The sequence below is a fragment of the Sphingorhabdus sp. SMR4y genome, assembly GCF_002218195.1.
In the GTDB taxonomy this organism is placed as follows: Bacteria; Pseudomonadota; Alphaproteobacteria; order Sphingomonadales; family Sphingomonadaceae; genus Parasphingorhabdus.
Genome location: NZ_CP022336.1, coordinates 1835444 through 1858493, shown reverse-complemented (window position 1 = coordinate 1858493; position 23050 = coordinate 1835444). Strand labels below are relative to the sequence as shown.

General features: G+C 58.9%; 22 protein-coding genes. 13 read left to right on the top strand and 9 right to left on the bottom strand.

Annotation, left to right across the window (positions count from 1 at the left end; all coding sequences use genetic code 11):
• The first annotated feature begins 98 nt into the window (after positions 1-98).
• Positions 99-2300: a M3 family metallopeptidase gene (locus tag SPHFLASMR4Y_RS08840; protein ID WP_260806908.1), complete on the top strand. Its 2202-nt coding sequence runs from the start codon at positions 99-101 to the stop codon at positions 2298-2300.
• Positions 2301-2380: 80 nt separating this feature from the next.
• On the opposite strand, the gene SPHFLASMR4Y_RS08835 is transcribed toward SPHFLASMR4Y_RS08840, so the two are convergent.
• Together SPHFLASMR4Y_RS08835 and SPHFLASMR4Y_RS16895 are read right to left on the bottom strand one after the other, a co-directional pair.
• Positions 2381-3835: an MFS transporter gene (locus tag SPHFLASMR4Y_RS08835; RefSeq protein ID WP_186265902.1), complete on the bottom strand. Its 1455-nt coding sequence runs from the start codon at positions 3833-3835 to the stop codon at positions 2381-2383.
• Positions 3836-4143: 308 nt separating this feature from the next.
• Positions 4144-4311: an MFS transporter gene (locus tag SPHFLASMR4Y_RS16895; protein ID WP_145955508.1), complete on the bottom strand. Its 168-nt coding sequence runs from the start codon at positions 4309-4311 to the stop codon at positions 4144-4146.
• A gap of 255 nt (positions 4312-4566) precedes the next feature.
• Here SPHFLASMR4Y_RS16895 and SPHFLASMR4Y_RS08825 point away from each other — a divergent pair, with 255 nt between their 5' ends.
• On the top strand, positions 4567-5607 hold the full coding sequence (locus SPHFLASMR4Y_RS08825) for a sel1 repeat family protein (RefSeq protein WP_260806904.1): 1041 nt from the start codon (positions 4567-4569) through the stop codon (positions 5605-5607).
• 37 nt (positions 5608-5644) lie between these two features.
• The gene (locus tag SPHFLASMR4Y_RS08820; RefSeq protein ID WP_089133208.1) at positions 5645-6517 is read left to right on the top strand and encodes a tetratricopeptide repeat protein; all 873 of its coding nucleotides are present in this window, start codon (positions 5645-5647) and stop codon (positions 6515-6517) included.
• 136 nt (positions 6518-6653) lie between these two features.
• Here SPHFLASMR4Y_RS08820 and SPHFLASMR4Y_RS08815 read toward each other — a convergent pair whose 3' ends face one another.
• A complete protein-coding gene (locus SPHFLASMR4Y_RS08815; protein WP_260806902.1) occupies positions 6654-7382 on the bottom strand; it encodes an outer membrane protein in 729 nt (242 codons plus the stop codon).
• Positions 7383-7825: 443 nt separating this feature from the next.
• Positions 7826-8365: a nuclear transport factor 2 family protein gene (locus SPHFLASMR4Y_RS08810; protein WP_089133206.1), complete on the bottom strand. Its 540-nt coding sequence runs from the start codon at positions 8363-8365 to the stop codon at positions 7826-7828.
• A gap of 55 nt (positions 8366-8420) precedes the next feature.
• Here SPHFLASMR4Y_RS08810 and SPHFLASMR4Y_RS08805 point away from each other — a divergent pair, with 55 nt between their 5' ends.
• The 3 genes from SPHFLASMR4Y_RS08805 (at position 8421) to SPHFLASMR4Y_RS17140 (ending at position 10656) form a co-directional block, all read left to right on the top strand.
• Positions 8421-8987, top strand: coding sequence for a nuclear transport factor 2 family protein (locus tag SPHFLASMR4Y_RS08805; protein ID WP_089133205.1), 567 nt, complete (start codon positions 8421-8423; stop codon positions 8985-8987).
• The gene (locus SPHFLASMR4Y_RS08800; protein ID WP_089133204.1) at positions 8977-10344 is read left to right on the top strand and encodes an aromatic ring-hydroxylating dioxygenase subunit alpha; all 1368 of its coding nucleotides are present in this window, start codon (positions 8977-8979) and stop codon (positions 10342-10344) included. The genes SPHFLASMR4Y_RS08805 and SPHFLASMR4Y_RS08800 overlap by 11 nt, the downstream gene beginning before the upstream one ends.
• 168 nt (positions 10345-10512) lie before the next feature.
• Positions 10513-10656 (top strand): hypothetical protein, encoded by a 144-nt coding sequence (locus SPHFLASMR4Y_RS17140; protein WP_186265901.1) that lies wholly within the window; start codon positions 10513-10515, stop codon positions 10654-10656.
• 164 nt (positions 10657-10820) lie between these two features.
• Here SPHFLASMR4Y_RS17140 and SPHFLASMR4Y_RS08795 read toward each other — a convergent pair whose 3' ends face one another.
• Positions 10821-11462, bottom strand: coding sequence for a YkgJ family cysteine cluster protein (locus SPHFLASMR4Y_RS08795; RefSeq protein ID WP_089133203.1), 642 nt, complete (start codon positions 11460-11462; stop codon positions 10821-10823).
• 173 nt (positions 11463-11635) lie between these two features.
• Here SPHFLASMR4Y_RS08795 and SPHFLASMR4Y_RS08790 point away from each other — a divergent pair, with 173 nt between their 5' ends.
• Both SPHFLASMR4Y_RS08790 and SPHFLASMR4Y_RS08785 read left to right on the top strand, forming a co-directional pair.
• The gene (locus tag SPHFLASMR4Y_RS08790; protein WP_089133202.1) at positions 11636-12544 is read left to right on the top strand and encodes a haloalkane dehalogenase; all 909 of its coding nucleotides are present in this window, start codon (positions 11636-11638) and stop codon (positions 12542-12544) included.
• Positions 12545-12846: 302 nt separating this feature from the next.
• Positions 12847-13938, top strand: a complete 1092-nt coding sequence (locus SPHFLASMR4Y_RS08785; protein ID WP_089133201.1) for an endonuclease/exonuclease/phosphatase family protein — start codon at positions 12847-12849, stop codon at positions 13936-13938.
• Between the two features lie 14 nt (positions 13939-13952).
• Here the strand turns inward: SPHFLASMR4Y_RS08785 and SPHFLASMR4Y_RS08780 are convergent, their stop codons facing one another.
• From SPHFLASMR4Y_RS08780 to SPHFLASMR4Y_RS08770, 3 genes are all read right to left on the bottom strand, one after another.
• On the bottom strand, positions 13953-14213 hold the full coding sequence (locus tag SPHFLASMR4Y_RS08780) for a hypothetical protein (protein ID WP_145955507.1): 261 nt from the start codon (positions 14211-14213) through the stop codon (positions 13953-13955).
• Between the two features lie 248 nt (positions 14214-14461).
• Complete coding sequence (locus SPHFLASMR4Y_RS08775) at positions 14462-15985, bottom strand: acyl-CoA carboxylase subunit beta (protein WP_089133199.1); 1524 nt, start codon at positions 15983-15985, stop codon at positions 14462-14464.
• Positions 15986-16040: 55 nt separating this feature from the next.
• Positions 16041-17333 carry a S41 family peptidase gene (locus SPHFLASMR4Y_RS08770; RefSeq protein WP_089133198.1) on the bottom strand — a complete coding sequence of 431 codons (1293 nt, stop codon included), beginning with the start codon at positions 17331-17333 and terminating at the stop codon, positions 16041-16043.
• 373 nt (positions 17334-17706) lie between these two features.
• Between SPHFLASMR4Y_RS08770 and ispG the strand changes: the two genes are divergently transcribed.
• Positions 17707-18834, top strand: coding sequence for a flavodoxin-dependent (E)-4-hydroxy-3-methylbut-2-enyl-diphosphate synthase (gene ispG, locus SPHFLASMR4Y_RS08765; protein ID WP_089133197.1), 1128 nt, complete (start codon positions 17707-17709; stop codon positions 18832-18834).
• Between the two features lie 56 nt (positions 18835-18890).
• On the opposite strand, the gene SPHFLASMR4Y_RS08760 is transcribed toward ispG, so the two are convergent.
• Positions 18891-19397, bottom strand: a complete 507-nt coding sequence (locus SPHFLASMR4Y_RS08760) for an RrF2 family transcriptional regulator (protein ID WP_186265900.1) — start codon at positions 19395-19397, stop codon at positions 18891-18893.
• A 76-nt stretch (positions 19398-19473) separates the two neighbouring features.
• Here SPHFLASMR4Y_RS08760 and SPHFLASMR4Y_RS08755 point away from each other — a divergent pair, with 76 nt between their 5' ends.
• The 4 genes from SPHFLASMR4Y_RS08755 to SPHFLASMR4Y_RS08740 all read left to right on the top strand — a co-directional run bounded on the left by SPHFLASMR4Y_RS08755 (position 19474) and on the right by SPHFLASMR4Y_RS08740 (position 22889).
• On the top strand, positions 19474-20409 hold the full coding sequence (locus SPHFLASMR4Y_RS08755; RefSeq protein WP_089133196.1) for a hypothetical protein: 936 nt from the start codon (positions 19474-19476) through the stop codon (positions 20407-20409).
• 10 nt (positions 20410-20419) lie between these two features.
• Positions 20420-20905, top strand: coding sequence for a thioredoxin family protein (locus tag SPHFLASMR4Y_RS08750; RefSeq protein ID WP_089133195.1), 486 nt, complete (start codon positions 20420-20422; stop codon positions 20903-20905).
• A 15-nt stretch (positions 20906-20920) separates the two neighbouring features.
• A complete protein-coding gene (gene gspN / locus SPHFLASMR4Y_RS08745) occupies positions 20921-21640 on the top strand; it encodes a type II secretion system protein N (protein ID WP_145955506.1) in 720 nt (239 codons plus the stop codon).
• A gap of 247 nt (positions 21641-21887) precedes the next feature.
• Positions 21888-22889, top strand: coding sequence for an LLM class flavin-dependent oxidoreductase (locus SPHFLASMR4Y_RS08740; protein WP_089133193.1), 1002 nt, complete (start codon positions 21888-21890; stop codon positions 22887-22889).
• The last annotated feature ends 161 nt before the right edge of the window (positions 22890-23050 follow it).

Sequence of the window (23050 nt, the reverse complement as noted above, 5' to 3'; positions counted from 1 at the left end):
TTGCGTTTCCGCTTCGCTTTGGCTAGACGGTTCCCGATTGCGCCGAGGGCGCTTCGGGCCGAGCCGCGACAGCGGATCCCATATTTGGAGACTTATAGATGCGATTCACGATTTCCACCCGCAAATTCTTTCTGGGCGTGTCCAGCGCCGCGCTGATTGGCGCGACCGCGACACCTGCTCTCGCCGACGATCATGGAAAAAAAATGACAACAGCCGAATTGAACAAAATGAGCGCGATGCAATCTGCCCCAGCTGATATCAGCGAGAATAGCGTGCTCCAGCCGTGGACTGGCCCCTATGACGGCGTGCCGGCCTGGGACGAGATCAATGTTTCGGATTTCCCCGCCGCTTTTCAGGCGACCATGGACAAGGTCAAGGCCGAGGTGATTGCGATCCGCGACAATCCCGAGCCTCCGACCTTCGAAAATTTCACGCTGCCGATGGAACTGGCCGGTAATGATGCCAACGAGCTGTTCGCCATCTGGGGTGTCCACAGCAGCAATCTGTCGAACGAGGAAATTCGCAAGATTCAGGGCGAATGGATGCCGAAAATCTCGGCTTTCTTTGACGAACTGGCACTGGATCCAAAATTGCTCGAAAAGACCAAGGCGGTCTATGACAACCGGGAATCCGCCGGCCTCGACGCGCAGCAGATGCGTCTTGTCGAACGCAATTACGAGCAACTCGTCCGCAACGGTGCGCTGCTCGAAGGGGCGGACAAGCAAAAGCTGATCGCGCTGAACACCGAATTGTCGAAAGCGTTCAATGATTTTTCCAACAAGGTGCTGGCCGACGAGGAAAGCTATATCTATCTGACCGACGAAGCCGATCTGGCCGGCCTGCCCGCCAGCTTTGTCGCGTCGATCAAGGCCGCTGCCGAAGCGCAGGGCAAGACCGGCTGGGCGCTGAAAAACACCCGTTCGGTGATGCAGCCGTTCCTGCAGAACTCGACTCGCCGCGACCTGCGCGAGAAGGTCTATAACGCCTATATCAACCGCGGTGACAATGGCGGCGAGAATGACACCAACGCGACCATTGCCAAAATCCTGAAGATTCGCGCCGATCGCGCCAAGCTGCTCGGGTTCAAGACCCACGCCCATTATCGCATGGCCGACACGATGGCGAAGGATCCGGAAGCGGCGATGGAACTGATGATGAAGGTCTGGCCAGCTGCCGTTGCCCGGGTGAAGGAGGAAGTCGCCGACATGCAGGCGGTGGCTGACAAGGAAGGCGCGGGCATCACCATCGCGCCCTGGGATTATCGTTTCTATGCGGAAAAGGTCCGCAAGGCGAAATATGACCTCGATGCTGCCGAGATCAAACCCTATTTCAAGCTCGACAATATGGTCGATGCCATGTTCGATGCGGCGGGCAAGCTGTACGGCATGACCTTCACCGAAAATACCGGCAGCGTTCCGGTCTTCGATCCGGAAGTGCGGACCTTCGAGGTGAAGCGCGGCGACAAGCTGGTCGGTCTCTTCTATCTCGACAATTATGCCCGCGAGGGCAAACGGTCGGGCGCGTGGATGACCACCTATCGCAGCCAGCATGATCTGGGCGGCAAGAACCGCTATGTGCTGGCGTCGAACAACAACAATTTTGTCAAGGGCGGCGACGGACAGCCGACGCTGATCAGCCTCGACGATGCCTCGACCCTGTTCCACGAATTCGGTCACGCGCTGCACTATCTCAACTATGACATCACCTATCCGGGCCTCGCCGGCACGCCGCGCGACTTTGTCGAATATCCGAGCCAAGTGAATGAAAACTGGCTGCTGACGCGCTATATTCTCGACAATTATGCGAAACATGCCGACACCGGAGAGCCGATGCCGCAGGCACTGGTCGACAAGATCAACAAGTCGAAAACCTTCAACGAGGGCTTTGCGACGGTCGAATATCTGTCCAGCGCGATTGTCGACATGAAGCTGCACAACCGTGAAGAACCGGTGACCGATCCCGATGCGTTCGAGCGCGAAACCCTGGCGGAAATCGGCATGCCCAAGGAAATCGTGATGCGGCACCGCTTGCCGCAGTTCAACCATCTGTTCTCCTCCGACGCCTATTCGGCCGGCTATTACAGCTATCTCTGGTCGGAAACGATGGACGCCGACACTTGGGCCGCCTTTGAAGAAGCCGGCAGCCCGTGGGACAAGGAGGTCGCCGAACGCTTCCGCTCGATCATTCTGGCGACCGGCAACGAAACCGACCGCGGCGAAGCCTATCGCGAATTCCGCGGCCGCGATCCGGAGGTCAAATATATCCTCAAGAAGCGCGGCTTCCCCGTACCGGGTGAATGAGGCTGAGGGCGACGCGGTGAAACAGGCCGCGGTTGCCTGAATGAAGTTTAAGAGAGGGGAGTGCGGTTGCGCTCCCCTTTTTATTCGTCCCGGCGTCGTCGGGCGATCAGCGCCTGGATTTGTCGCAACCGTTCTTCGGTCATCGAGAAGCGGAAGGTGAAGACAAAGGCCAGCAGCATCAGCGGCACGATCGCGGCAGCGCCGATCAGGACCAGCGCGTCGAGCGATGATTGCTCCACCGATCCCGGCCGCATGCCTTCCTCCAGCCCGACCAGGTCGAGGGCAAAGCCGCCATAGAGCGGCCCCACCGCGCCGCCGAGCTTGGTCGTGAACTGCAGCACCGCGTAGAATCCGCCTTCTTGCCGCAGCCCGGTTTCGGCTTCGTGCTCGTCGGTCAGGTCGGCGGTCAGCGAGGCGATCGCCACGATCCGCAGGATGAAGAAGCTCATGAAGACTGCATTCTGGACCACCAGAATGGCGAAAATCACCGGATCGCCATTGTCCGGGATCAGGTCCAGCCAGCGCAGCAGATAGGGCCAGGACAGGTCGAGCAGCATCACCACCACCGCCCATTTGACAATGTCATGCTTGGGCATCCGCCGGCCGGCGGTCTTCAGAAAGACCATCGCGATCGGCACCGCGATCAGCACGGACAGGCCGAGCAGTAGCCCCATCTCGGTCGCCTGCAATTCCCAGAAATAGGTCCAGAAGATGATGTTGAGCGCAACGGTGATGCCATAGGACGCGGTTGCGCCCAGATCATAGGCAAGCACATTGCGGAAATTGCGGTTCTGGAAGGTGGAGAGAAAATCGCTCCACAGTCCGGCAAAGCCGGGCGTCGACGGCGCGCGCGCGGGGTCGATCCTGGTATGGCCGATAAATTTCCAGGTCCCGGCGATACAGGCCGTCGCGGTGATCCAGACGATCAGCGCCGACAGCCAGCCATAGGTCACATAATTGCTCGCGACAAAGCGGCCGTCGCCGCCCGCGCCCTCGTCGAACAGGAAATAGAGACAGGCCGAGGGCAGCAGCAGGGTGGTGAGAAACAGGAAGGCGGTCCGCTGCCCCATCAGGGCGCTGCGCTCGTGATAATCCTGCGAGATTTCCGCGACCAGGGTATAATGCGGGATCGAGAAAAAGGTCAGCGCGGTGCGGATCCACAACGAACAGCCCAGCAGCCACGCCGCCAGCCACAGCTGGCTGTCGCGCACGAATTCCGGCGGCGCAAACAGCGCGACAAAGCCCAGGCCCATCGGCATGGTGGCGTAGATCATGAACGGGTGCCGCCGCCCCCAGCGGCTCTTGTAGCGATCGGACCAGCTGCCGACCATCGGGTCCGACACCGCGTCCCAGACCAGGCTGAGCGAAAGCACAATCCCGGTCGCCGTCCCGCTCAGCCCCAGCACCTGCGTGTAGAACAGCAGCACGAACATGACATAGGCCGCTTCCTTCACCGCATAAACCGCCCCGCCAAGGCCGTAGGACAGGCGGTTGGGGAGGGTCAGATGCAGGGGGGCGGGCTGGAGCTTATTCACATTGATGTCAGCGTCGCACAATAGGGGGCTGGAAGCTACCGAAATTATGCTATCAAGGGATTATGGTGACAGTTTACTAAATACACCAATTCCCCGTCATCCATGAGCGTTTTTGCCAAAGCGCTTGCCTTTACCAATGAACCCGCACCATCCAATCTCCGGCGATCGGAAACCACCGGCAGCCAACAGGGAGACGATGCCTGGATCGAGCAGATTGAGGCACAAAGCAGCCGGTCGTTGAAGCCGAAGAAACGGGGGCCTGAGAAAAGGCATTTGTCGGGGGGGTAATTTGTGTATTTAGTAAACTGTCACCGTAATACCACCGCACCGCCAAGCTTGGTCGTGAACTGTAGCACAGCGTAGAAACTGCCTCCCTGCCTGAGGCCGGTCTCTGCCTCATGTTCGTCGATCAGGTCGGCGGTCAGCGAGGCGATGGCCTTGGGCAATGCGGAAATTCCATCGGACAAGACGGGCAAGGTGATTCCCGAATATCCTGTAGCCGGCAGACGCTCACCGAAGGCCGTCCGTTCGCAGATTTCTAACAGGCTTTGTCATTGGACGCCCGCCAGAACTGCAAATAGACAGGGGCAATGACCAGTCTGCAACCCAGCCACTCGGCGCCCGCCCGTGCTCTATCAAAGCCAGCTTGGCGATCAGTGTATCTGTTTTGCTTATTGCTGCTGACTACCGGTCTTGGTTCACCGGTAACCGCGCAGACAAGCGCCGCTACTTTGGATAGCTATATTGCGCAGTGCAATTCCGGCGACAAATTAGCATGTGGCAAGGCCGGGATGATCCTGTCTGATCCGACAAGCCCGGATTTCGATGCCTTTCTCAGCCTGCGCTATTTGCAAAATGGCTGCAATGGCTTCGACGGGGCATCCTGCGGCCGCCTGGCGTTGATCTATTTTGACGGGGCAGGAGATGTCGACAAGGACTGGTCCGCGGCAAGCAATTTTTCACAAAGGGGATGTGCCGAGCAGGATCGCGACGGCTGCGATGTGGCAGAAGCCGTTTTTGCCGACAGCAGTTCACCTTATTTCGATGCGGAAAAAGCACTGCGGTACCGAAGTATAAATTGTGGTTTTGGCCGTTGGCAATCCTGCATGCATCAGGCCCGTATCCTGTATAATCTCGGAGACTATCGGAACGCCGAACAATTGGCTGTCCACGCGTGCGGCTCGGGCGGTGAAGACCGCAAATCAATCTGCGATCTCGCCGGATCTCTGAAATCGCGCCGGATCAAGATCGAGCGGGCGGAAGCGGCCCAGCGCGCCCAGCAGCAAGCGGCGCAGCAAGCCGCGCAGGCGAATAAGCGCGCTATTGTCACCAGCTTCCTTAAAAGCCGGGACTATGACGGTGCAATCTATGCTGCCATTTACAATTCCCGCACCGTCGATGATGCAGAATATGCGCTGACTGCAGCCATCAATGCAGGCGCGATGGGCAGCGTCTATATCGATAATCTCCATGTGCTGGATTATTGGTTCCCCTCCGGTAGTCTGAACCGGGCAGTTAATACGGAAATCTCCCGCCGGTCGCGCGGCAATGATTGCGGCATATTCAATTGCACCAATATGCCGGGCGCGTCCTCAAGACGCTGGGCCGCACAGAATGGCGGCAGTCGGAACAGCTATCGCAGATCCTCCTCGTCTGGGTCTTCGGCCTCCCCCTCAGTCTTGTCGAGCGCAGACGCGCGGAAGCAGGTGCGAGAGAAATACCGCTCCGCACATTGCACCATGAACAATAATGCAAATCGCAATGTTTGCTGAATTTTAAAATCTATCCCTATTACCGAAGGAGCAGTCGATGCCGAATCTGTTAAAAATTATTGTTGTCTTTGCGGTGATTCTCACCGGTAGCGCGGCGCATGCGCAATCCGGAATGAGCAGCTATCAGAAAGCGGCGCTGGCCGGACAGGAAGCGGCGAACAAAGGCGACCACGCGACCGCCTTCGCCCAATATAAGATCGCCTGCTTTGACGGCAATATTGCGGTTACCTGCAATAATCTGGGATCAATGGCGTATCGCGGTACGCATGTCGCGAAAGATCTACCGCTCGCGCGACGCGCATATGCAAAGGGTTGTGCCGCGAATATTCCGGCGTCCTGCGATGTCTATGGCCGCATGCTGCGCGACGGGGAGGGAGGGCCCAAAGATATTGGTTCTTCACTTGGCCCGCTAAGCAAGGCGTGTGAGGGCAACCGGTCAAGCGCCTGCTATAATCTGGGCTATCTCTATTATGCTGGGAGTGGCGTGAGCGCAGATCTCGCCAAGGCTCGAGCTCTGTTTGACAAAGCCTGCAGCGGCGACGACGTTGATGGCTGTTACGGACTGGGGCTGATGACCCAGGCCGGGCAGGGTGGCGCGGTCGATCTGGCCAGCGCAGCCAGTGCTTTCGAAAAGTCCTGCACGAAGGGCAAGGCGGATGGATGCCTGAACTATGGCAATGCGCTCTACGGCGGCGAAGGCGTGAAGCAGGACCGGACCGCAGCTCGCGCGGCCTTTGCGCAATCCTGCAATGCCGGGGCCGTGGGCGGTTGCATGAATACGGGCATATTGGCGCGCACCGGTGATGGTGGCCCGGTCGACATGAAAATGGCCCGTCGGTTTTTCGGTTATGCCTGCAAGCTGGGCAATCAGGACGGCTGCAACGAAGCGCGTTCTATTCCGCAGCAGTGAAGACCGCTTTCCCGTATCTTTAAGCGTTGTTCGCAAGCTTTCTGCTCTCGACAACCGCAAACTATCGGGCAAGTCAAAAAAAAGGGCGCGCCGTCCACTGAACGGCACGCCCTCTTCTTGCTAGACCAGTTCCAGCTTAAAAGCGGAAACCAACGCCCGCGACGACCTGGTGGCGGTCGAGGTCGACGCCGATTTCATTGTTATCGTTGAACAATGTGTCGTTATATTTCAGCGAGCTATAGTTGGAATAGCGATACTCGAGCTTGACGAACGCGCCGGAGCCATCGCCGTTGCCGCCGGTGCCGATTACTTGCTCGACGCCTGCGCCCAGACGATAGCCGTCAACCTGCTGGCTGTCGTCGAAGTTCAGGTCGACGCCATCGGCTTCGGCCCGGTCCTGAAAGCGGGATTCGACCGCGGTGTTGGTGTAGCCGCCCTTGGCGTAGAGCAGGGTGGTCGGCGTGACCTTGGCACCGACGCGCGCGCCGATATAGAGGTCGCGCTTCAGGTTGATGCGATAGCCGAACGGCGCGTTGATATCCTCGTCGCCTTCCTGTTCGCCGGTCGAATCCATATATTCGCCTTCGAGACCGAAGACCACAGGACCCGCATCGAAATCATAGCCGAGTGCAACGCCATAAGCGAAGCCGTCGACCGACTGGTCGAGCGTGTTATTTTCGAAAATGCCGTCATTGTCGGTATCGACATCCACGTCGCTGCCGGAACGCAGCGTGTCATAGCCGCCGAGAATTTCCGCGCGCGGACCGGTGAAGGGGGAGTCGGACTGCGCGGCAGCAGGAGCGGCCACGGCAAAGCTGCCGACAACCGAGGAGAGGATCAGGGGGGTGATCATGGGGGATTTCATACTATTACTCCAACTAACTAAACATGGAACAGGATCGTTCCGGTCTTGCCCGCTATGGCTGCGGGCTTCCCCCCGATCAGCCGCCATAATGGGGGCGCGACCGATCGGGGAACCATGAGAACGGTCGGCAACGGGGAGCGTTCCATCGGAAAGTGAAAAAGATGCGATTGCGCCGCGTCTGATGCAAAATTGCCACAAGGGGCCGGCCCTGCGGAGCGATTGCCGCTGTCCTACACGGGTCCCTTGCGGTTATGCTGGCTGTGGTGACGAGTCTTTGGCCAGCCATGGCCTCTGGTCACGGGAGTGTGCGGGCGGCGGTTTGTGCAAAGGTTACACTCGGGACCGCTGCGGTTGCAGAAAAAGGGTTGTTTTCTGGGACCTTCCGGCAAAGATCGCAGAAAACAAAAGCGGGGCTATCTTGTCAATTTGCCGCCGGGTGGGCGTTATTTGTAGACAATATCGTCCGGGAAGCGCGCCGCCTGGCGCAGCGCCGACAGGGCGGGGTGGTCGCCGTCATGGGTGGTGGCGGCATTCTGGCTCCAGCTCATCACCGGTTCGCGGTGCCGGATCTTCCAGATGTCGCCGCGCTTTTCGAACCGGTCGAGATAGCGGCCGAGATAGGTCATCTCGCTGTCCGCGCCATCCGCTCCGGCGAGATAGTGAAAGGCGATCAGATAGCTTTCGACGTGCGCCTGCGGGCCATCGAAGGCGTAGAGGATGTTGGTGACCATATGGTGGGTCTGCCGGAACGCCTTGATCGCCGGCACAAGTTCCTCGCAAAAGCCGTGAGCGGGCACGGCTTCCGGTCCGTAAGCGGTGGTGGCGTCGGGCCAGTAGCAGCTTTTCAGGGTCGCCTCGTCGGCCCGGTCGACGCCGCGGCAGTGCAGCGCAATGATCTCGGCGATGGCGGCGCGATCCGCCATTTCTGCCGGGCTGGGCGCGCGGCCAGGCTCCTGCATGCTCGCTTGATTGGTATCGGCCATAGTCACTCTCCCGCTATCGATAAGGGTAATTTACCCGATCCGTCCGGCTCCTACTATGCCTCAAAAGAACAGGAGAGATGCGATTAGGGCAACCGAACTGGAGGCCGTAACGGCCAATCTGGCGATCCGCGATCTGGCCGCGCTATATATGCGTGGTCTGGACCGTCTGGACCGTGATCTGCTGCGGGCGCAATTCTGGGATGACGCCTATCTGAGCTACGGAATCTACGAGGGTGGTCCGGACGGCTTTGCCGACTTCTGCATCGAGGCGCTGAAAACGCACGAGCGCAACCATCACATGCTCGGCCAGCATCTGATCGAGCTGTCCGGCGATCAGGCCCATGGCGAGGTCTATTATCAGGCCTATCACAAGCTGACGGGCGAGGCGGGCGAGAAGCGCGACCTGTTCATCGCCGGCCGCTATGTCGACCGGATGGAGAAGCGCGACGGGGTCTGGAAATTTGCCTATCGATCGGAGCTGGTGGACTGGGTCCGCGACGATCCCTGTACCGATGCCTTCCTTGACGGGTCGCCGATGATCCTAGGCGCGCGCAAGCCCGACGACCCGCTGTACGACCGTATTGCCATGAATCGCAAATTGGAGCCCGACCATGACCTATGACCTGACCAAGCCCGCCAATCCTGAACTCGCGCCAGGGGAGGCGCGTTGCCCGGGGCCCTCGATGCAGGATATCATGGATGCCGACGGCGACAATCCGCCGCCGGCGATGCGGGCCGAGCAATATGAATTTCTCGGCGACGAGGATATCAGCTTTGATCGCTATATCGATCCCGCTGTTCATGACCGCGAGATCGACCGGATGTGGAACCGGACGTGGCAATGGGCCTGTCGCGAGGAACATATTCCTTCACCCGGCAATCAGCATGTCTATGATGTCGGACCCTATTCGATATTGGTCGTGCACGGCGATGACGGAAAGATCCGGGCGTTCGTGAACAGCTGCCCGCATCGCGGCATGAAATTCGCCACCGAGGGCAGCAGCGGTGCCAAACGCGCGCATATCCGCTGCCCCTTCCACGGCATGACCTTCAATCTTGACGGATCGCTCAAGGAAATCCCCTGCCGCTGGGACTTCCCGCATCTGAACGAGGATAATTTCGGCCTGACCGAGATCCGCTGCGAACTGTGGGGCGGATTTGTCTTCATCAATATGGACGACGATGCGCCGCCGCTGGCCGATTATCTGGAAATATTGCCGGATCATTTCAAGCAATGGCCGATGGACGACCGGTATGTCGCGCTGCACACACAGAAGGTCCTGCCGGCCAACTGGAAAATGGCGATGGAGGCGTTCCTCGAGGCCTATCATGTGCTCGAAACCCATTCGCAGGCGGTCTACACGGCCGGCGATGCCAATGCGCAATATGATATTTTCGGCAAGAATGTCAGTCGTTTCATGCACGCGATCGGCGTGCCCAGCCCGCATCTGAATCAGCCGGTCAGCGAGGCCAAGCTATTCGAGAAACTCGGCCGCGATCCGAAGGACCTTCCAGAAGGAGCCTCGGCCCGGAAAGTCCATGCCGAAATGCTGCGCCAGGAACATGGCAGCGAGTTCAATGTCGATCTGTCCGGTGTCTCGACCAGCGAGATGATCGACAGCCTCGAATATTTCCTCTTTCCCAACATGTTCTTCTTCCCCGGCATCAACATCCGCCTCTGCTACCGCTTCCGCCCGATCGACGTCGACCATTGCCTGCACGAGATATTGGTGCTGCAACCGCTTCCCGAAAATGGCGAGCGCCCGGCGCCGGCCAAGCCGATCCGGCTGGAGATAGAGGACAGCTACACCAGCGTCGAAGGCTTTGTTCTCGCGGACATCCTCGATCAGGACACCGACAATCTCGCGATGCAAAGAGATGGCGCCAAAGCCTCGAAGAAAGGCGCCCAGTCGCTTGGCAATTATCAGGAGGCTCGGATCCGGCGGCTGCAGATGACGCTGGACGAATATCTGGCGTGAAGGTGGCGCGAATCGGCAAAGTTGAGTGTTCTGTCCGGGCAAGATGAATCGCGCTCGTTCTCAGATGATCTGTGGCCTGCTTGAACAGATCATCTTGACCGGCGTGCGCCAGCTGTATACTTTATTGGCCTTCGCGAAGTAATCGCGATGCTTATCGAAAGGCAGACCATGAAAACGAGCAACAAATCAGAAGCGACACCGGCCAAACGAATTTACGAAAAGCCCGAGCTGACCGAGATTGTTTTGGAAGATTATACTGAGGGTAAAAAGAGTGTGGGGATAGAGGCCGGAACCTTGGTTGGGGCATCATAAACTTCAAGGACTGATATTAGAGCCGCTCTGACAGCTCTACTTTAATAGCTTTGAAATTGTGGCTCCCGCGCAATTCTTTCCCTATCAGCAAGCAGACATGTTTTTTGTTTGCTGGCTGGTCCGGTTGCTATGATGTTATCGGAAGGTTTCGCCTGCTCGCTAAATTATTGGAAAAAATGTTTCTTTAGGTAGTGACCAAAGGCTTTTAGCAAAAACTCTCCTTCTCTATAGGATCGCATATCGCGGGTCCGGTCCTCTGAACTCAAGTTCCCGTAGCTTCGTTTGATATCTTTCATGCCCCGGCCATCGGTGTCGACAAACTGGCCGACCACCGCGAGCGTCCTTGATTTATGTTGTCGAGCCACGGCAACTTTTCGCATTGCTTCCTGCAAAGAGATTTTTCCACCATCCAGCCGGTCCAGCAAAGCGCAGCGAAAAGCACCGCAAATCCTGGGGCGATTGCCATAGACTGTACAACATCTCGCGCTGTCCAGTGCCGGACAGGGAAGCGAAAGATAGCGTTCATCGCCATCTTCATGCGAGCGCAACGGAGGCACAACAGCGCCATCTTCAGGGACCAATGGCGCGATGCTGAACAAGCTGCCGTCGCAACAGAGGCCGCAGGATGTACAAAGCGTGCTCGCTGCATCCATTTGTTTGCTATCGTTATCCGATTGCCTCAATCTATCATCCCAAAGCTTATCAATGATATCGTCAATCGGCCTTATCGGATTTGCGGCCTCAGGCGCAACCGTCCTTGTTTGGATATTGCTATCAAAGTCCGAACCCGCACGACCCTGTATCATGGCGGCGCTCCATGTGTAGGAAATATAATGTCAGGCATCCGCAACTTTCTATCCTACATCACGCAAAACAAGCGTTCATTGGCCCGAACTTTGACGAACTTTGGCGCAGCTGGTCCCTATCTTGCGGGCATTGACTTCTGCTATGCCGGCCGAAACAGAAGAGGATATTCGCCATGACAATCGCCGCCCTGCGCACGCCCGAAGAGCGTTTCGCCGATATCCCGGACTTTGACCTTCCGGTTCACTATGCCGATGATCTGCCCGGCTACGAGGGGCTGCGCGCCGCCTGGATCGATACCGGGCCGGCAGAGGCCGAGCGGACTTTCCTGTGCCTGCATGGGGAGCCGAGCTGGTCGTTTCTCTATCGCAAGATGATCCCGCATTTCACCGCCACCGGTGCGCGGGTGGTCTGTCCGGATTTCTTCGGCTTTGGCCGGTCCGACAAGCCAACGGATCTTGATACCTACACCTTCGATTTTCATCGCAACCATATACTGGCTCTGGTCGAACGTTTGGATTTGCAGAATATCACCCTGGTGGTGCAGGACTGGGGCGGGTTGATCGGGCTGACGCTGCCGGTGGACGAAGCTTTCGAGCCACGGTTGTCGCGGCTAATCATCATGAACACCGCGCTGGGTCTTGGCACCGGAGCGGGCGACGGGTTCAACGCCTGGAAGGAATATGCGCTGACCGTGCCGGAATTTAATGCAGGCCAGATTATCGCGCGCGGTACGCCGGAAATGAGCGAGGCGGAAATCGCTGCCTATAATGCGCCTTATCCGGATGACCGCTATCAGGCCGGCGCGCGGACATTCCCGGCGCTGGTCCCGGTCGAGCCGGATATGGACGGTGTTGCAGTCAGCAGGCAGGCTGCGGCTTACTGGAGCAGCGAATGGACGGGGCCCAGCTTCATGGCGATCGGCGGCTCCGATCCGGTGCTCGGTCCGCCGGTGATGAAGATGATGCACGGTCTGATCAGGGGCTGCCCCGAACCGCTGCTGATCGAAGAGGCGGGGCATTTCGTGCAGGAATGGGGGGATGTCGTTGCGCCGGCGGCGCTGAAAGCATTTGGCGACATATAGGGGGCGGACGGGCGATGATGTTCGGATCGAATCCCCTAGTGGTGAACCTGTCGAACTATGCTTTTAGACGAGAGAAGCCCTTCGACAGGCTCAGGACGAACGGCAATAATATCCGTTCGTCCTGAGCCTGTCGAAGGACCCTCCCGTCGAGAGGCGCCGCTGGCTTCGCTGGCCTTCGGTTCGACAAGCTCGGGATGAACGGCAAGGATTGATCGAGACTGTCCTACAGCACCACAATCGGCTATGGTCCGGCAAAAGATAAACGGTCGCGTGTTCTGGTTCCTGAAAATGGGAGAAGCCGCATGCCGCAATATTATTATCTCAAATATATCCCCAAGGCAGATCGCCCGCGGGTCGTCGGCAATCTCGAGCGACTGATCGGCCAGCTCGACCGCGAAGTGCCGGACAAGGACAGCGAGCAGACGCTGCTGCTGGCGACCTGGAATATCCGCAATTTCGGCAAGGTTCGACGGTTGCCGGAAAGCCTGATGTATATCGCCGAAATTTTATCCCGTTTCGACTTTGTCGCGGTGCAGGAAGTGGTCGATCTCGACGACTGGCATGCGGTGATGGACCGGCTGGGGCCGGACTATGATTTCATCGCGTCGGACAAGACCCATCACAAGCTTGGTAGCGGCGGCGAGCGGTTGCTCTACCTCTATGACAAGCGCAAGGTGCGGTTCCAGAATATCGCGGGCGAAATCGTCCTGCCGACCGAGATGCTGATAACCGATGATACGGCTGGAGAGGGTGGGGCGCTATATCAGGGCAAGCAGTTCCGGCGGTCGCCGTTCATCACCGCCTTCCAGTCCGGCTGGTTCAAGTTCGATATCTGTACGGTGCACCTCTTCTACGGCTCGTCGTCAGGATCGAAGCTGCAGCAAAGGGTGCAGGAAATCGACCGGGTCGCCGACTATTTCGCCGATCGGGCCGAACAGGCGCAAAAGGAAGGCCGGTCACTGATCCTGTTGGGGGATTTCAATATCGTCCACCCCGATCATGAAACGATGACCGCGCTGAAGCGGCATGGTTTCCGGATTCCCAATGCGCTTAACCGGCCGTCGAATCTGGACCTCAGCAAATATTATGATCAGATCGCCTTCATGACCGATGATGACACGCTGAATTTCATAGACCGTCAGACCGATGATCCGAAGAAGGCCAATGCCGGCATTTTCGAGATTTTCAAGTCGATCTTCCGGGATGGCGACGTGCTGGAATATGAAAAGGAGCTGAGGAAGAAAGCGGGAGGCAAGAACAAGCAGGGCACTGCGCTGACGAAATATTACAAGGGCAACTGGCGCACCTATCAACTGTCCGATCACAAGCCGATGTGGGTGCGGATCAAGTCAAATGCGGCTGCTTCCTATCTGGAACGTATGAAGGCGGGCTGAAGGGCTCCTGCCGGTCAGGCGACCATCGCGGTTTTGCTGAAATGCTCGGTAAAGCGAGGCTGCATGGGCTGGCTGGCGACCATCGCCAGCGGCAGAGCGGTCTCGCAATAAGCGCATTCGGCGCTGATCCGGCCGACATGCCAATGCGATTTGCCACAGCCGGGGCAGCGATTGACGATATCGAGATGATAGAGCGGTTGATAGCCCCGCTCCTGATCATGCTCGGCCAATGGTTGAACAGGCTGATTGATGAATGATCTCGGAGATAAGTACATCGTTTCGTCCTTCCTTGCTTGTGCCGAACCCATTGCGGTTACTGCGTATCAAATGCCATTTGGTTGCTGTACCAGCGATGAACCGTTTATTTTGGTAGATGAAATGATAGTCGCTGCACCCGGAAACGATAGGATATTTTCGTCATTCGCCGGTGATGTCCGGCACAGGACGGGATAATCATCTGATTTTCAACGGCAATTAACTGCAAATTTCCAGTGGAAATTGTCCCGTCGACGACCTGTCCCGATCAGCCGCGGCCCAGCTTGCGCCAGGCCAGTTCGGCAAACTCGCATAATAGGGGCCGGGTTTCGCGCGGATCGATGATATCCTCCACGCTGAACTGTTCGGCGGTGCGGAAAGGCGAGGTAACCTTGTCGAGCTTGGCCTTGATCTCGGCCAGTCGCGCGGCCGGATCGGCAGCGCTTTCGATATCGCTCTTGTAGGCGACCTCGAGACCGCCGGCGATCGGCAGCGAACCCCAGTCGCCGGAAGGCCAGGCAAAGCGATACTGGAAATTCTCGGCATTGCTCATCGCGCTGCCGGCGATGCCATAGGCCCGCCGGACGATCACGCTGGCCCAGGGCACGGTCGCCCGATAGACCGCGTTCATCGCCTGCACGCCATAGCGGATGGTGCCGGTGCGCTCGGCCTCGCCGCCGATCATGAAGCCGGGATTGTCGACCAGATGGACGACCGGAAGATGGAATTGCTCGGCCAGCTTGGCAAAGCGTTCGACCTTTTCCGACGACTTGGCTTCCCACGATCCGCCGAGGAAGGACGGGTCATTGGCGAGAACCGCCACGGGCCAGCCGTCGAGCCGGGCAAAGGCGGTGATCGCGGCGCGGCCCCAGCGCTTGCCCATTTCAAACACCGACCCCTCGTCGAAGACCGATGTGATGATCTTGCGCATCGAATAGACCTGCTTGTCTTCCCGCGGCACGGCGGAGAGCAGACTGTCATCGCGGCGGTCGACCGGATCCCAATTCTCGGTTCGCGCGGCAAGCTGGTTCACATTGCTCGGCAGATAGGAGAGAAATTTGCGGGCGTTAACAAAGGCCTCTGCTTCACTGGCGACCTCTTCGTCGACCACGCCGTTGGTGGTGTGAATATCCGATCCGCCCAGCTGTTCCTTGCTGAGATCATCGCCAATCGCGGCGGCGACTGCGGGGCCGGCGGCGAATATCTGGGACAGGCCCCTGACCATGATCGAATAATGGCTCGCCACCGTGCGCGCCGCGCCCATGCCCGCCGTCGGTCCGAGCGCCAGAGCCACCACTGGAACCGTATCCTGGTTCTTGATGATGTCTTCCCAGCCCGGCACCGCCGGGACATAGGTGAAGCCCATGTCCTCGAGGCTTTTGACCGATCCACCGCCGCCGGTGCCATCGATCATCCGGATCATCGGTATGCCCAGCGTATGGGCCATTTTCTCGCACTGGGTAAATTTCCGGTGCAGCGCGGCATCAGCCGCCCCGCCGCGCACGGTGAAATCATCGGCAGAAGCGACTACTGGCCGGCCCTCGATATTCGCGCGGCCAAATATCAGGTTGCTCGGCGCAAAATCCTCGAACGTCCCGTCCTCGGCATAGGTCCCGCGCCCGGCGATCTTGCCGATCTCGCGAAAACTGCCCTCGTCGACGATTCCCGCAATGCGCGCTCGCGCATCAAGCTTGCCGCGACCGTGCTGGCGGGAGACCTTTTCCTCGCCCCCCATTTTTTCGGCGAGCCGCTGGCGCTCGGCCAGTTCTTCCAGTTCGGGTTTCCATGTCATGTCCTGCGTTTAACCGAGTGGTTAAGGCAGGGGAAGCGGGAATATTGCCGAAATATCATGGTACATTATTGCCGCCGTGGAGATATTCCAGCGCGCTGCGCATGGCGGGGTCTCTGCCATGCGCATCCCGATCGGCCGATTCCAGCGGTATATCGGCGATATAATCCTCGCGCGGCGTACCGTTGACGTGGAACAATGTTTCTGTACCGAGATCCATGCGCGCTCCGGATTTCTCGAGAGTGATATTGGAGAGGGCGCCCAGCAGATCCGCCATGTCGGAGGCAATCGTATAGGCACCGGCAGCGGCATCCAGACCGATGACCAGCCCTTCGCCCATGCTGCCGGTCCAGCGACCGCCCAGCACCACGACCGGCCCCCGATAGTGCGGCTCGCGCGGTTTGACCTGCTCTATGAAGCGGCGAGGCACGGTGAATTCCCGCTCTATGCTGGGAATTTCATGGATCTGGTAGGATCGCGTGTCGGTCACGAAATGGCCGATGATGCTCCGCGCCACCTCGGTATTGCCGCCGCTTGGCGTGTTGCGAAGGTCGATGATCATGGCCCGCGTATCGGACAGGTCGGCAACAGCCCGGTCGAAAGCCGGGATCAGATCATTATTGCCCAGCGCGTTGTTGATGCGGATGATGGCGATATCGCCATTTCTGCTGCTCTCCAGCAAGGGACCGGCGCTTATGGTTTTGCCGAGATCATAGGTTGGTGGCAAACTGATCGTGCGGGACTCGCCCCCGACCTTGAAGACCAGAGTGCGGGGCCTGTTGCGCAATCCGCTGACCGCCAGCATCGCGCCATAATTTTTCTGCTTGTCCGTGGGCTCGGGCAGCACCTGTCCATAAGGCCGGATCGCAGCGGAATTCATGTCGACGCCGTCGGCCGAGACAATCTGCCAGCCGGGTCGGATGCCGGCCTTGTCTGCCGCTGAACCGGCGCGAACATCTGCGACGTGGAAACGGCCATCGGAATAGCTGGAAACAATATCGGAGCCAGTAGGAATGACGGAATAATCGCTTTGGTCGAACGGCCCGACGATGAAATGCGGGTCGGAAAAAGTCAGCGCCGTCTGGTGCAGGATCTTGCGGAATTCGCCCGGGCCATCGGCTTGCAGCGCCAGAGCCCTGGATCGCGCAAGCTGGGCTTCCACGTCGATGTCATGGCGCTGCGCATAGGCGTAGAAAAGGCGGAAATGGTCTTCAAACTCCTGCCAGGCCTGCGCGGCATCAAAATTCGAGACCTTCTCGGTCATTGGAGCCGGTGCCTGCTCCGCAGCAAATACCGGCGCGACCATGAAAAGCGCCAGGATCGGCGGAATTGCTTTTACCAGTGCTGTCATTTTGGCTCCTCGTGCCTTGCGCAATTAACCCTGTCTCCGTCGCAATTTGGTTCGCCGGTTGCAACAGCCGGTTTCAGAATCCACACCGGGCTGGTTGAACTTTACAGAAGGGCAGTATTTTATTTTCTGTGACTCTTGGCTGAAGGCCGCAGAAAAATGCGGATCGCGCCAAGGCTTGGAGCCGTCTAGTGTAACCTTTCAAAAAGGCCGCTCCGATCGGAGAATCTGATTCTGCGTCAACCATCTGGCCAGCAGAGCGCGATGCAGCAATGTAGGACAGGATCATCAGACGTCTCTCCCGATTGGCTCTTATCATTTCTCCGCGAACAGCCTATATGTCCGGCAAACGGGCCCTTCTGACAAGAGCAAAGATATGACCTCAGACAATCCATCGCTGCGTCCCTGGCGCGATATCGATCGGCGCAAGTCCCGCCAGATCATGGTCGGTGATGTTCCGGTCGGCGGCGATGCGCCGATTACCGTGCAGACGATGACCAATACGTTGACTTCGGACGCCAAGGCCACGATCGACCAGATCCGCCGCTGCGAAGAGGCGGGTGTCGATATCATCCGCGTCTCCTGTCCCGATGTCGAGAGCACCGCGGCGCTCAAGCAGATCGTGCGTGCCAGTCAGGTGCCGATTGTTGCGGATATCCATTTCCACTACAAGCGCGGGATTGAAGCGGCCGAGGCGGGCGCGGCCTGTCTGCGGATCAATCCGGGCAATATCGGCTCTGCGGCGCGGGTGAAGGAAGTCATTGACGCGGCCAAGTCCAACGGCTGCGCGATCCGCATCGGGGTGAACGCGGGCAGTCTGGAAAAGGACCTGCTCGAGAAATATGGTGAGCCTTGTCCCGAGGCCTTGGTCGAGAGCGCGCTCGACCATATCAAGATCCTGCAGGACCATGATTTCCACGAGTTCAAGGTGGCGGTGAAGGCATCCGACGTGTTTCTCGCGGTTGCAGCCTATTCACAGCTTGCCGATGCAGTCGATTGCCCGCTGCATCTCGGCATTACTGAGGCGGGTGGCCTGATCGGCGGCACGGTGAAAAGTTCGATCGGCATGGGCAATCTGCTCTGGGCCGGGATTGGCGACACGATCCGGGTGAGCCTGTCGGCGGAGCCCGAGGAAGAAGTGCGGGTCGGCTATGAAATGCTCAAGGCGCTCGGCCTGCGCACGCGCGGTGTCCGGGTCGTGTCCTGCCCAAGCTGCGCGCGGCAGGGCTTTGACGTGATCCGCACGGTGCAGACGCTGGAAGAACGGCTGCAGCATATCCGCACGCCGCTATCGCTCTCGGTGCTCGGCTGCGTGGTCAACGGCCCCGGCGAAGCGCGCGAGACCGATATCGGCATCACCGGTGGCGGTAAGGGCAAGCATATGGTCTATCTTTCCGGCGTCACCGACCATCATGTGGCGGATGATGCTATGGTCGATCATATTGTGAAGCTGGTTGAAGCGAAGGCGGCGGAGATTGAGGCAGGGGTCAGCGAAGCGGCCTGAAGGGTTGCTCGGTCAGGATGACCACTCGCCCTGAGTCTGTCGAAGAAACCGGGCCATCAGCTTGCGTCGCTGAGCGGCATGGTCTCGCGTTCAAGCCAGTTGCCGACATCCGACAGATGTTCGGGCCGGGAACTCTGTAAAACCTGCGCCGCCAGATCAGCGAGTGTGACTGTTTTGAGACTGTCCCGAAACGCGCGTTCGGCGAGCGCGAAGGCCGATGCGATCTGGCAGGGGGTCTTGCAGTCTTTTTTCTTCAGGCCGCAGGGGCCGTTCTGCCGGATTTCGGTGCAGCGGAAGGCGGGGGCATGGCCTTCGATCGCCGCCGTGATATCCCAGAGCGATATATTCGTGGCGGGCTTCGCCAGCCGGTAGCCGCCATGGGCGCCGCGCGAGGATTGCACGATCCCGGCCTTGCTGAGCGCCTGCAATTGCTTCGCCATATAGGCGGTTGGCACGTCGTGATAGCGGGCCAGCGATTCCGCCTTGAGACCACGGCCGTCCGGTAATGCTATCATCATCACCGCGGCATGGGCTGCCCATTCGACGCCTTTGGAAATCTGCAAGATTTGACTCTCTGTTTAATTCGGACAATATATATCCGAATAACATGGACTCGGGATGATTTGAAGGAGAAATTGCATGCTGATGGGAAAACCCGACCTGCTTGACCGTCTGGCGCAGATGCTGGTTCTGGGGGTGGGCCTGTTCGCTTTGTTGTTTGGCCTGTTCATGATACTCCGGCCGGTCGACTGGTATGTCGCGATCCCGACGGTCATCACCACCGGCCCGCCGAACCAGCATTTCATCCGCGACATCGGGATTGCCTATGCGGCCTGCGGGGTCATCCTGCTTTACGCGAGCATCAATATCCACATGCGCTGGCTCGCCGCTTTCGCCGGCGCATTATGGCTGTCGCTGCATGGTGTGCTGCACATTTACGAAGTGTCGGTCGGGATCTGCTCGCCCGACGCCTTTATCGCCGATGCGCCCGGCGTGCTCGGGCCGCCGCTGTTGGTGTTCGCGGCGCTTGGCATCCTGTTTGCCCGCCAGCGCGTGGCGCCAGCGGGTATTCCAAAACCGCTGCTGCTCAAGGCCTCGACTGCGGGAACCGAAGAGAGCGAAACGCAATATCTTAAGGAAATCGCTGCAGCGCCCGGTCATGCGTTCGAAAAATTCGCCCATTTCCTGCCGGCGTCCCTGCATCGCCACGCCGCCCCCGCGCATCTTTGTCACGCCGCGCGTCTGGGTGCCAATATGGTCGAGGATTGCGGTCCCTGTGCATTGACGTCGGCGCATTGGGCGCTGTTCGACAATGTGCCACGGGAAACGGTCAACCGCTGGCTGAGAGCCGATCCGGACATACCCGAAGACGAGGCGCTGGCGTTGCAATTCGGCCGGGCCATCGGCTCGCAGTCGATCGATGCCTTTGAACTGGGTGACCGGATCGAGGTGCAATATGGTCGCGACGTCCGTTTCGAACTGGCGATGGCCGCTGCAATGGTGCGCGCCTTTCCCGCCATGAAACGCGGCCTTGGCCTGACAAAAGCCTGTTCCCTCACGCCGCTGGAAGTGTAATAGCCGGTGGATGAGATTCTTGCTGCTTGTTCTGGCCGGTCTGGCCCTTGTCCCGCTGTCCGCTGTATCGGCCGCTCCACATGGGGGTGATCATCCCGAAGCCCGACCGTTCGAGCAGGAAGCCGACGCATCGGCGCTGATCGAAGCCGCGCTGGCGCGTGCGCAGCTTGCCGAAAAACGGATGATCGTCGTGATGGGTGCCAACTGGTGCCATGACAGCCGCGGTCTCGCAGGATGGTTTGCCGAACCACGTTTCAAAGTGATGCTGCAGGATAAATATGAGCTGGTGTATGTCGATGTCGGATACAAGGACCGGAATATCGATATCGCGCAGCGCTTTGGTGTGAATGCGATCAAGGGCACGCCGACGGTGCTTGTACTGTCGGCGGATGGGGTGTTGCTCAACCGCAAGTCCGCTCCGAAATGGCGCAATGCCGCGAGCCGTACGGAAGCGGATATTTTTGCCTATTTCGACCAATTTTCCCCCGAACTCTGAACTGAAGGAAAGCAGGTGCCCCGCGCATTGACCTATGTCCTGATCCTGTTGGCGGTGATCGCCGTGGCGCTGTTTTTTCTGCCGCTGAGGCTTGCTGTAGGCATGGCCGGGCTGGAAGATTCGCGCTTTTCGGCGAAGGCCATCACCGGATCGGTCTGGAACGGACGGATCGAGGGCGCGCAATTGGGGCCGTTTCCGCTTGGTGACCTCGACGCCGGAGTGCGGATATTGCCGCTGTTTACAGGCGAGCTGCTGATGGATCTGGAGCGAGCACCGGTCGCGGGGGACGCCGGCCTCACTGCAACCGTCGGCAAGTCGGGTAACAGACTCCTGGTCGAGGATGTCACGACCGTGCTGAGCCTCGGCAGCCAGCTGGCGCCCCTGCCGGCCTCGGCGATCGAATTGCAGGCGGCCAGTATCAGCTTTGCCGGTGGCCGCTGCCAGTCAGCGAGCGGTCAGGTGCGGGTGTCCCTCGACGCGAATATTCCGGGGCTGAACCTGAAACAGGGGCTGCTCGGCAACGCCGAATGCCAGGACGGAGTGCTGGTGCTGCCGCTGCAAAGCGGATCGGGCATGGAGCGGTTGACGCTGAAGCTGCAAGGGAACGGATTCTATACCGCGCGCCTGTTCCTCTCCGGCAGCGACCGTGCCTGGACCTTGCTGCTCCCCACCCTGGGCTTTCGCCCGGTGCCGGATGGCTATGCGATAAAGGTGGCGGGCCAGTTGGCTCGTTGATTCTCACGGGCGGAGCGCGGCCGCGATGCTTGCCAGAGATGGCGTAGATAATGCCCTTCTGACTATGCTCGCACGGCTCTTCTGGTCATAGAGTGCAAAAGAATCGTTCCCAAAACGTGGTAATTTACATCAGTTTATATTGAGGAAATCGGAAGATAAATCCGTTTCCGGCCGCCGTCCGTTTTTTTCGGGAGTTGATATTGGAAGGCGCAGGCCTCACTTGGAGGTTCAGGAGTGATATGGTCATATGGCAAGCAAGTTGAAATTCTCGATCCTCGATCTTTCCCCGGTGCCGCAGGGGAGCGATGTCAAAACCGCCCTCGACCGGTCGTTGGCGCTTGCGCAACTCGGCGAAACGCTCGGTTACGAGCGTTTCTGGATGGCCGAGCATCATGGCATGGAGGGTATCGCCAGCGCGGCGACCGCCGTGGCGCTGTCGCATGTCGGTCACGGGACAAAGAGCATCCGTATCGGTGCCGGCGGGATCATGCTGCCCAACCACGCTCCGATGGTGATCGCCGAACAGTTCGGGACTCTGGAAGCGCTGTTCCCGGGACGGGTCGATCTGGGGCTGGGCCGCGCGCCGGGTTCGGACCAGCGGACGGCGCAGGCCTTGCGCCGCAATCTCAACAGTGATGCCAATGAATTTCCGCGCGATGTGCTGGAACTGCAGGCCTTTCTGGCGGGCGATGACCGGCTGGGGATCCAGGCGACACCGGGGCAGGGGAGCCAGATCCCGCTCTATATCCTCGGTAGCAGCCTGTTTGGCGCACAGCTGGCGGCGGCGCTCGGTCTGCCCTATGCCTTTGCCTCGCATTTTGCACCACAGATGCTCGACGAAGCGCTCAAAATTTATCGTCGTGATTTCAAGCCTTCAGAGCAGCTTGCCGAACCTTATGTCCTGTGCGGCTTTAATATTTTTGCCGCAGACAGCGACGCGGAAGCGGAATATCTTGCGAGTTCGATGATGCAGAGCTTTGTTGCGCTGCGCACTGGCAATCCGGGCAAGATGCCACCACCAGTCGAGGGTTATCGCGAAAGCTTGCCGCCGCAGGCGCAATCGATGCTCGAGCAGATCATGCAGGGAAGCGCGGTTGGTTCGCCAGAGACGGTGAAGCAGGGGGTTGAAAGCTTCGTGAAGCGGACCGGGGCCGATGAGCTGATCATCTCCGGATCGATCTTCGATCAGGCAGCGCGGGAGAAAAGCTATACCATTGCTGCCGAAGTTCGCGATCTGGTGGGCGCCTAGCGGCGAATTCGCTGCACACAGGTCTTGATTTTACCATCCGGCCTGCGCATGACCCGGAAAATCGAAATTCCGAGACAGAGCCCCCAAGGGAGAAGTAAATAGTGCCACGCTCAGGTAGAAATTCAGCGCTTCGCGACTTTCTGAAAAGCGAAGCGGCGGGC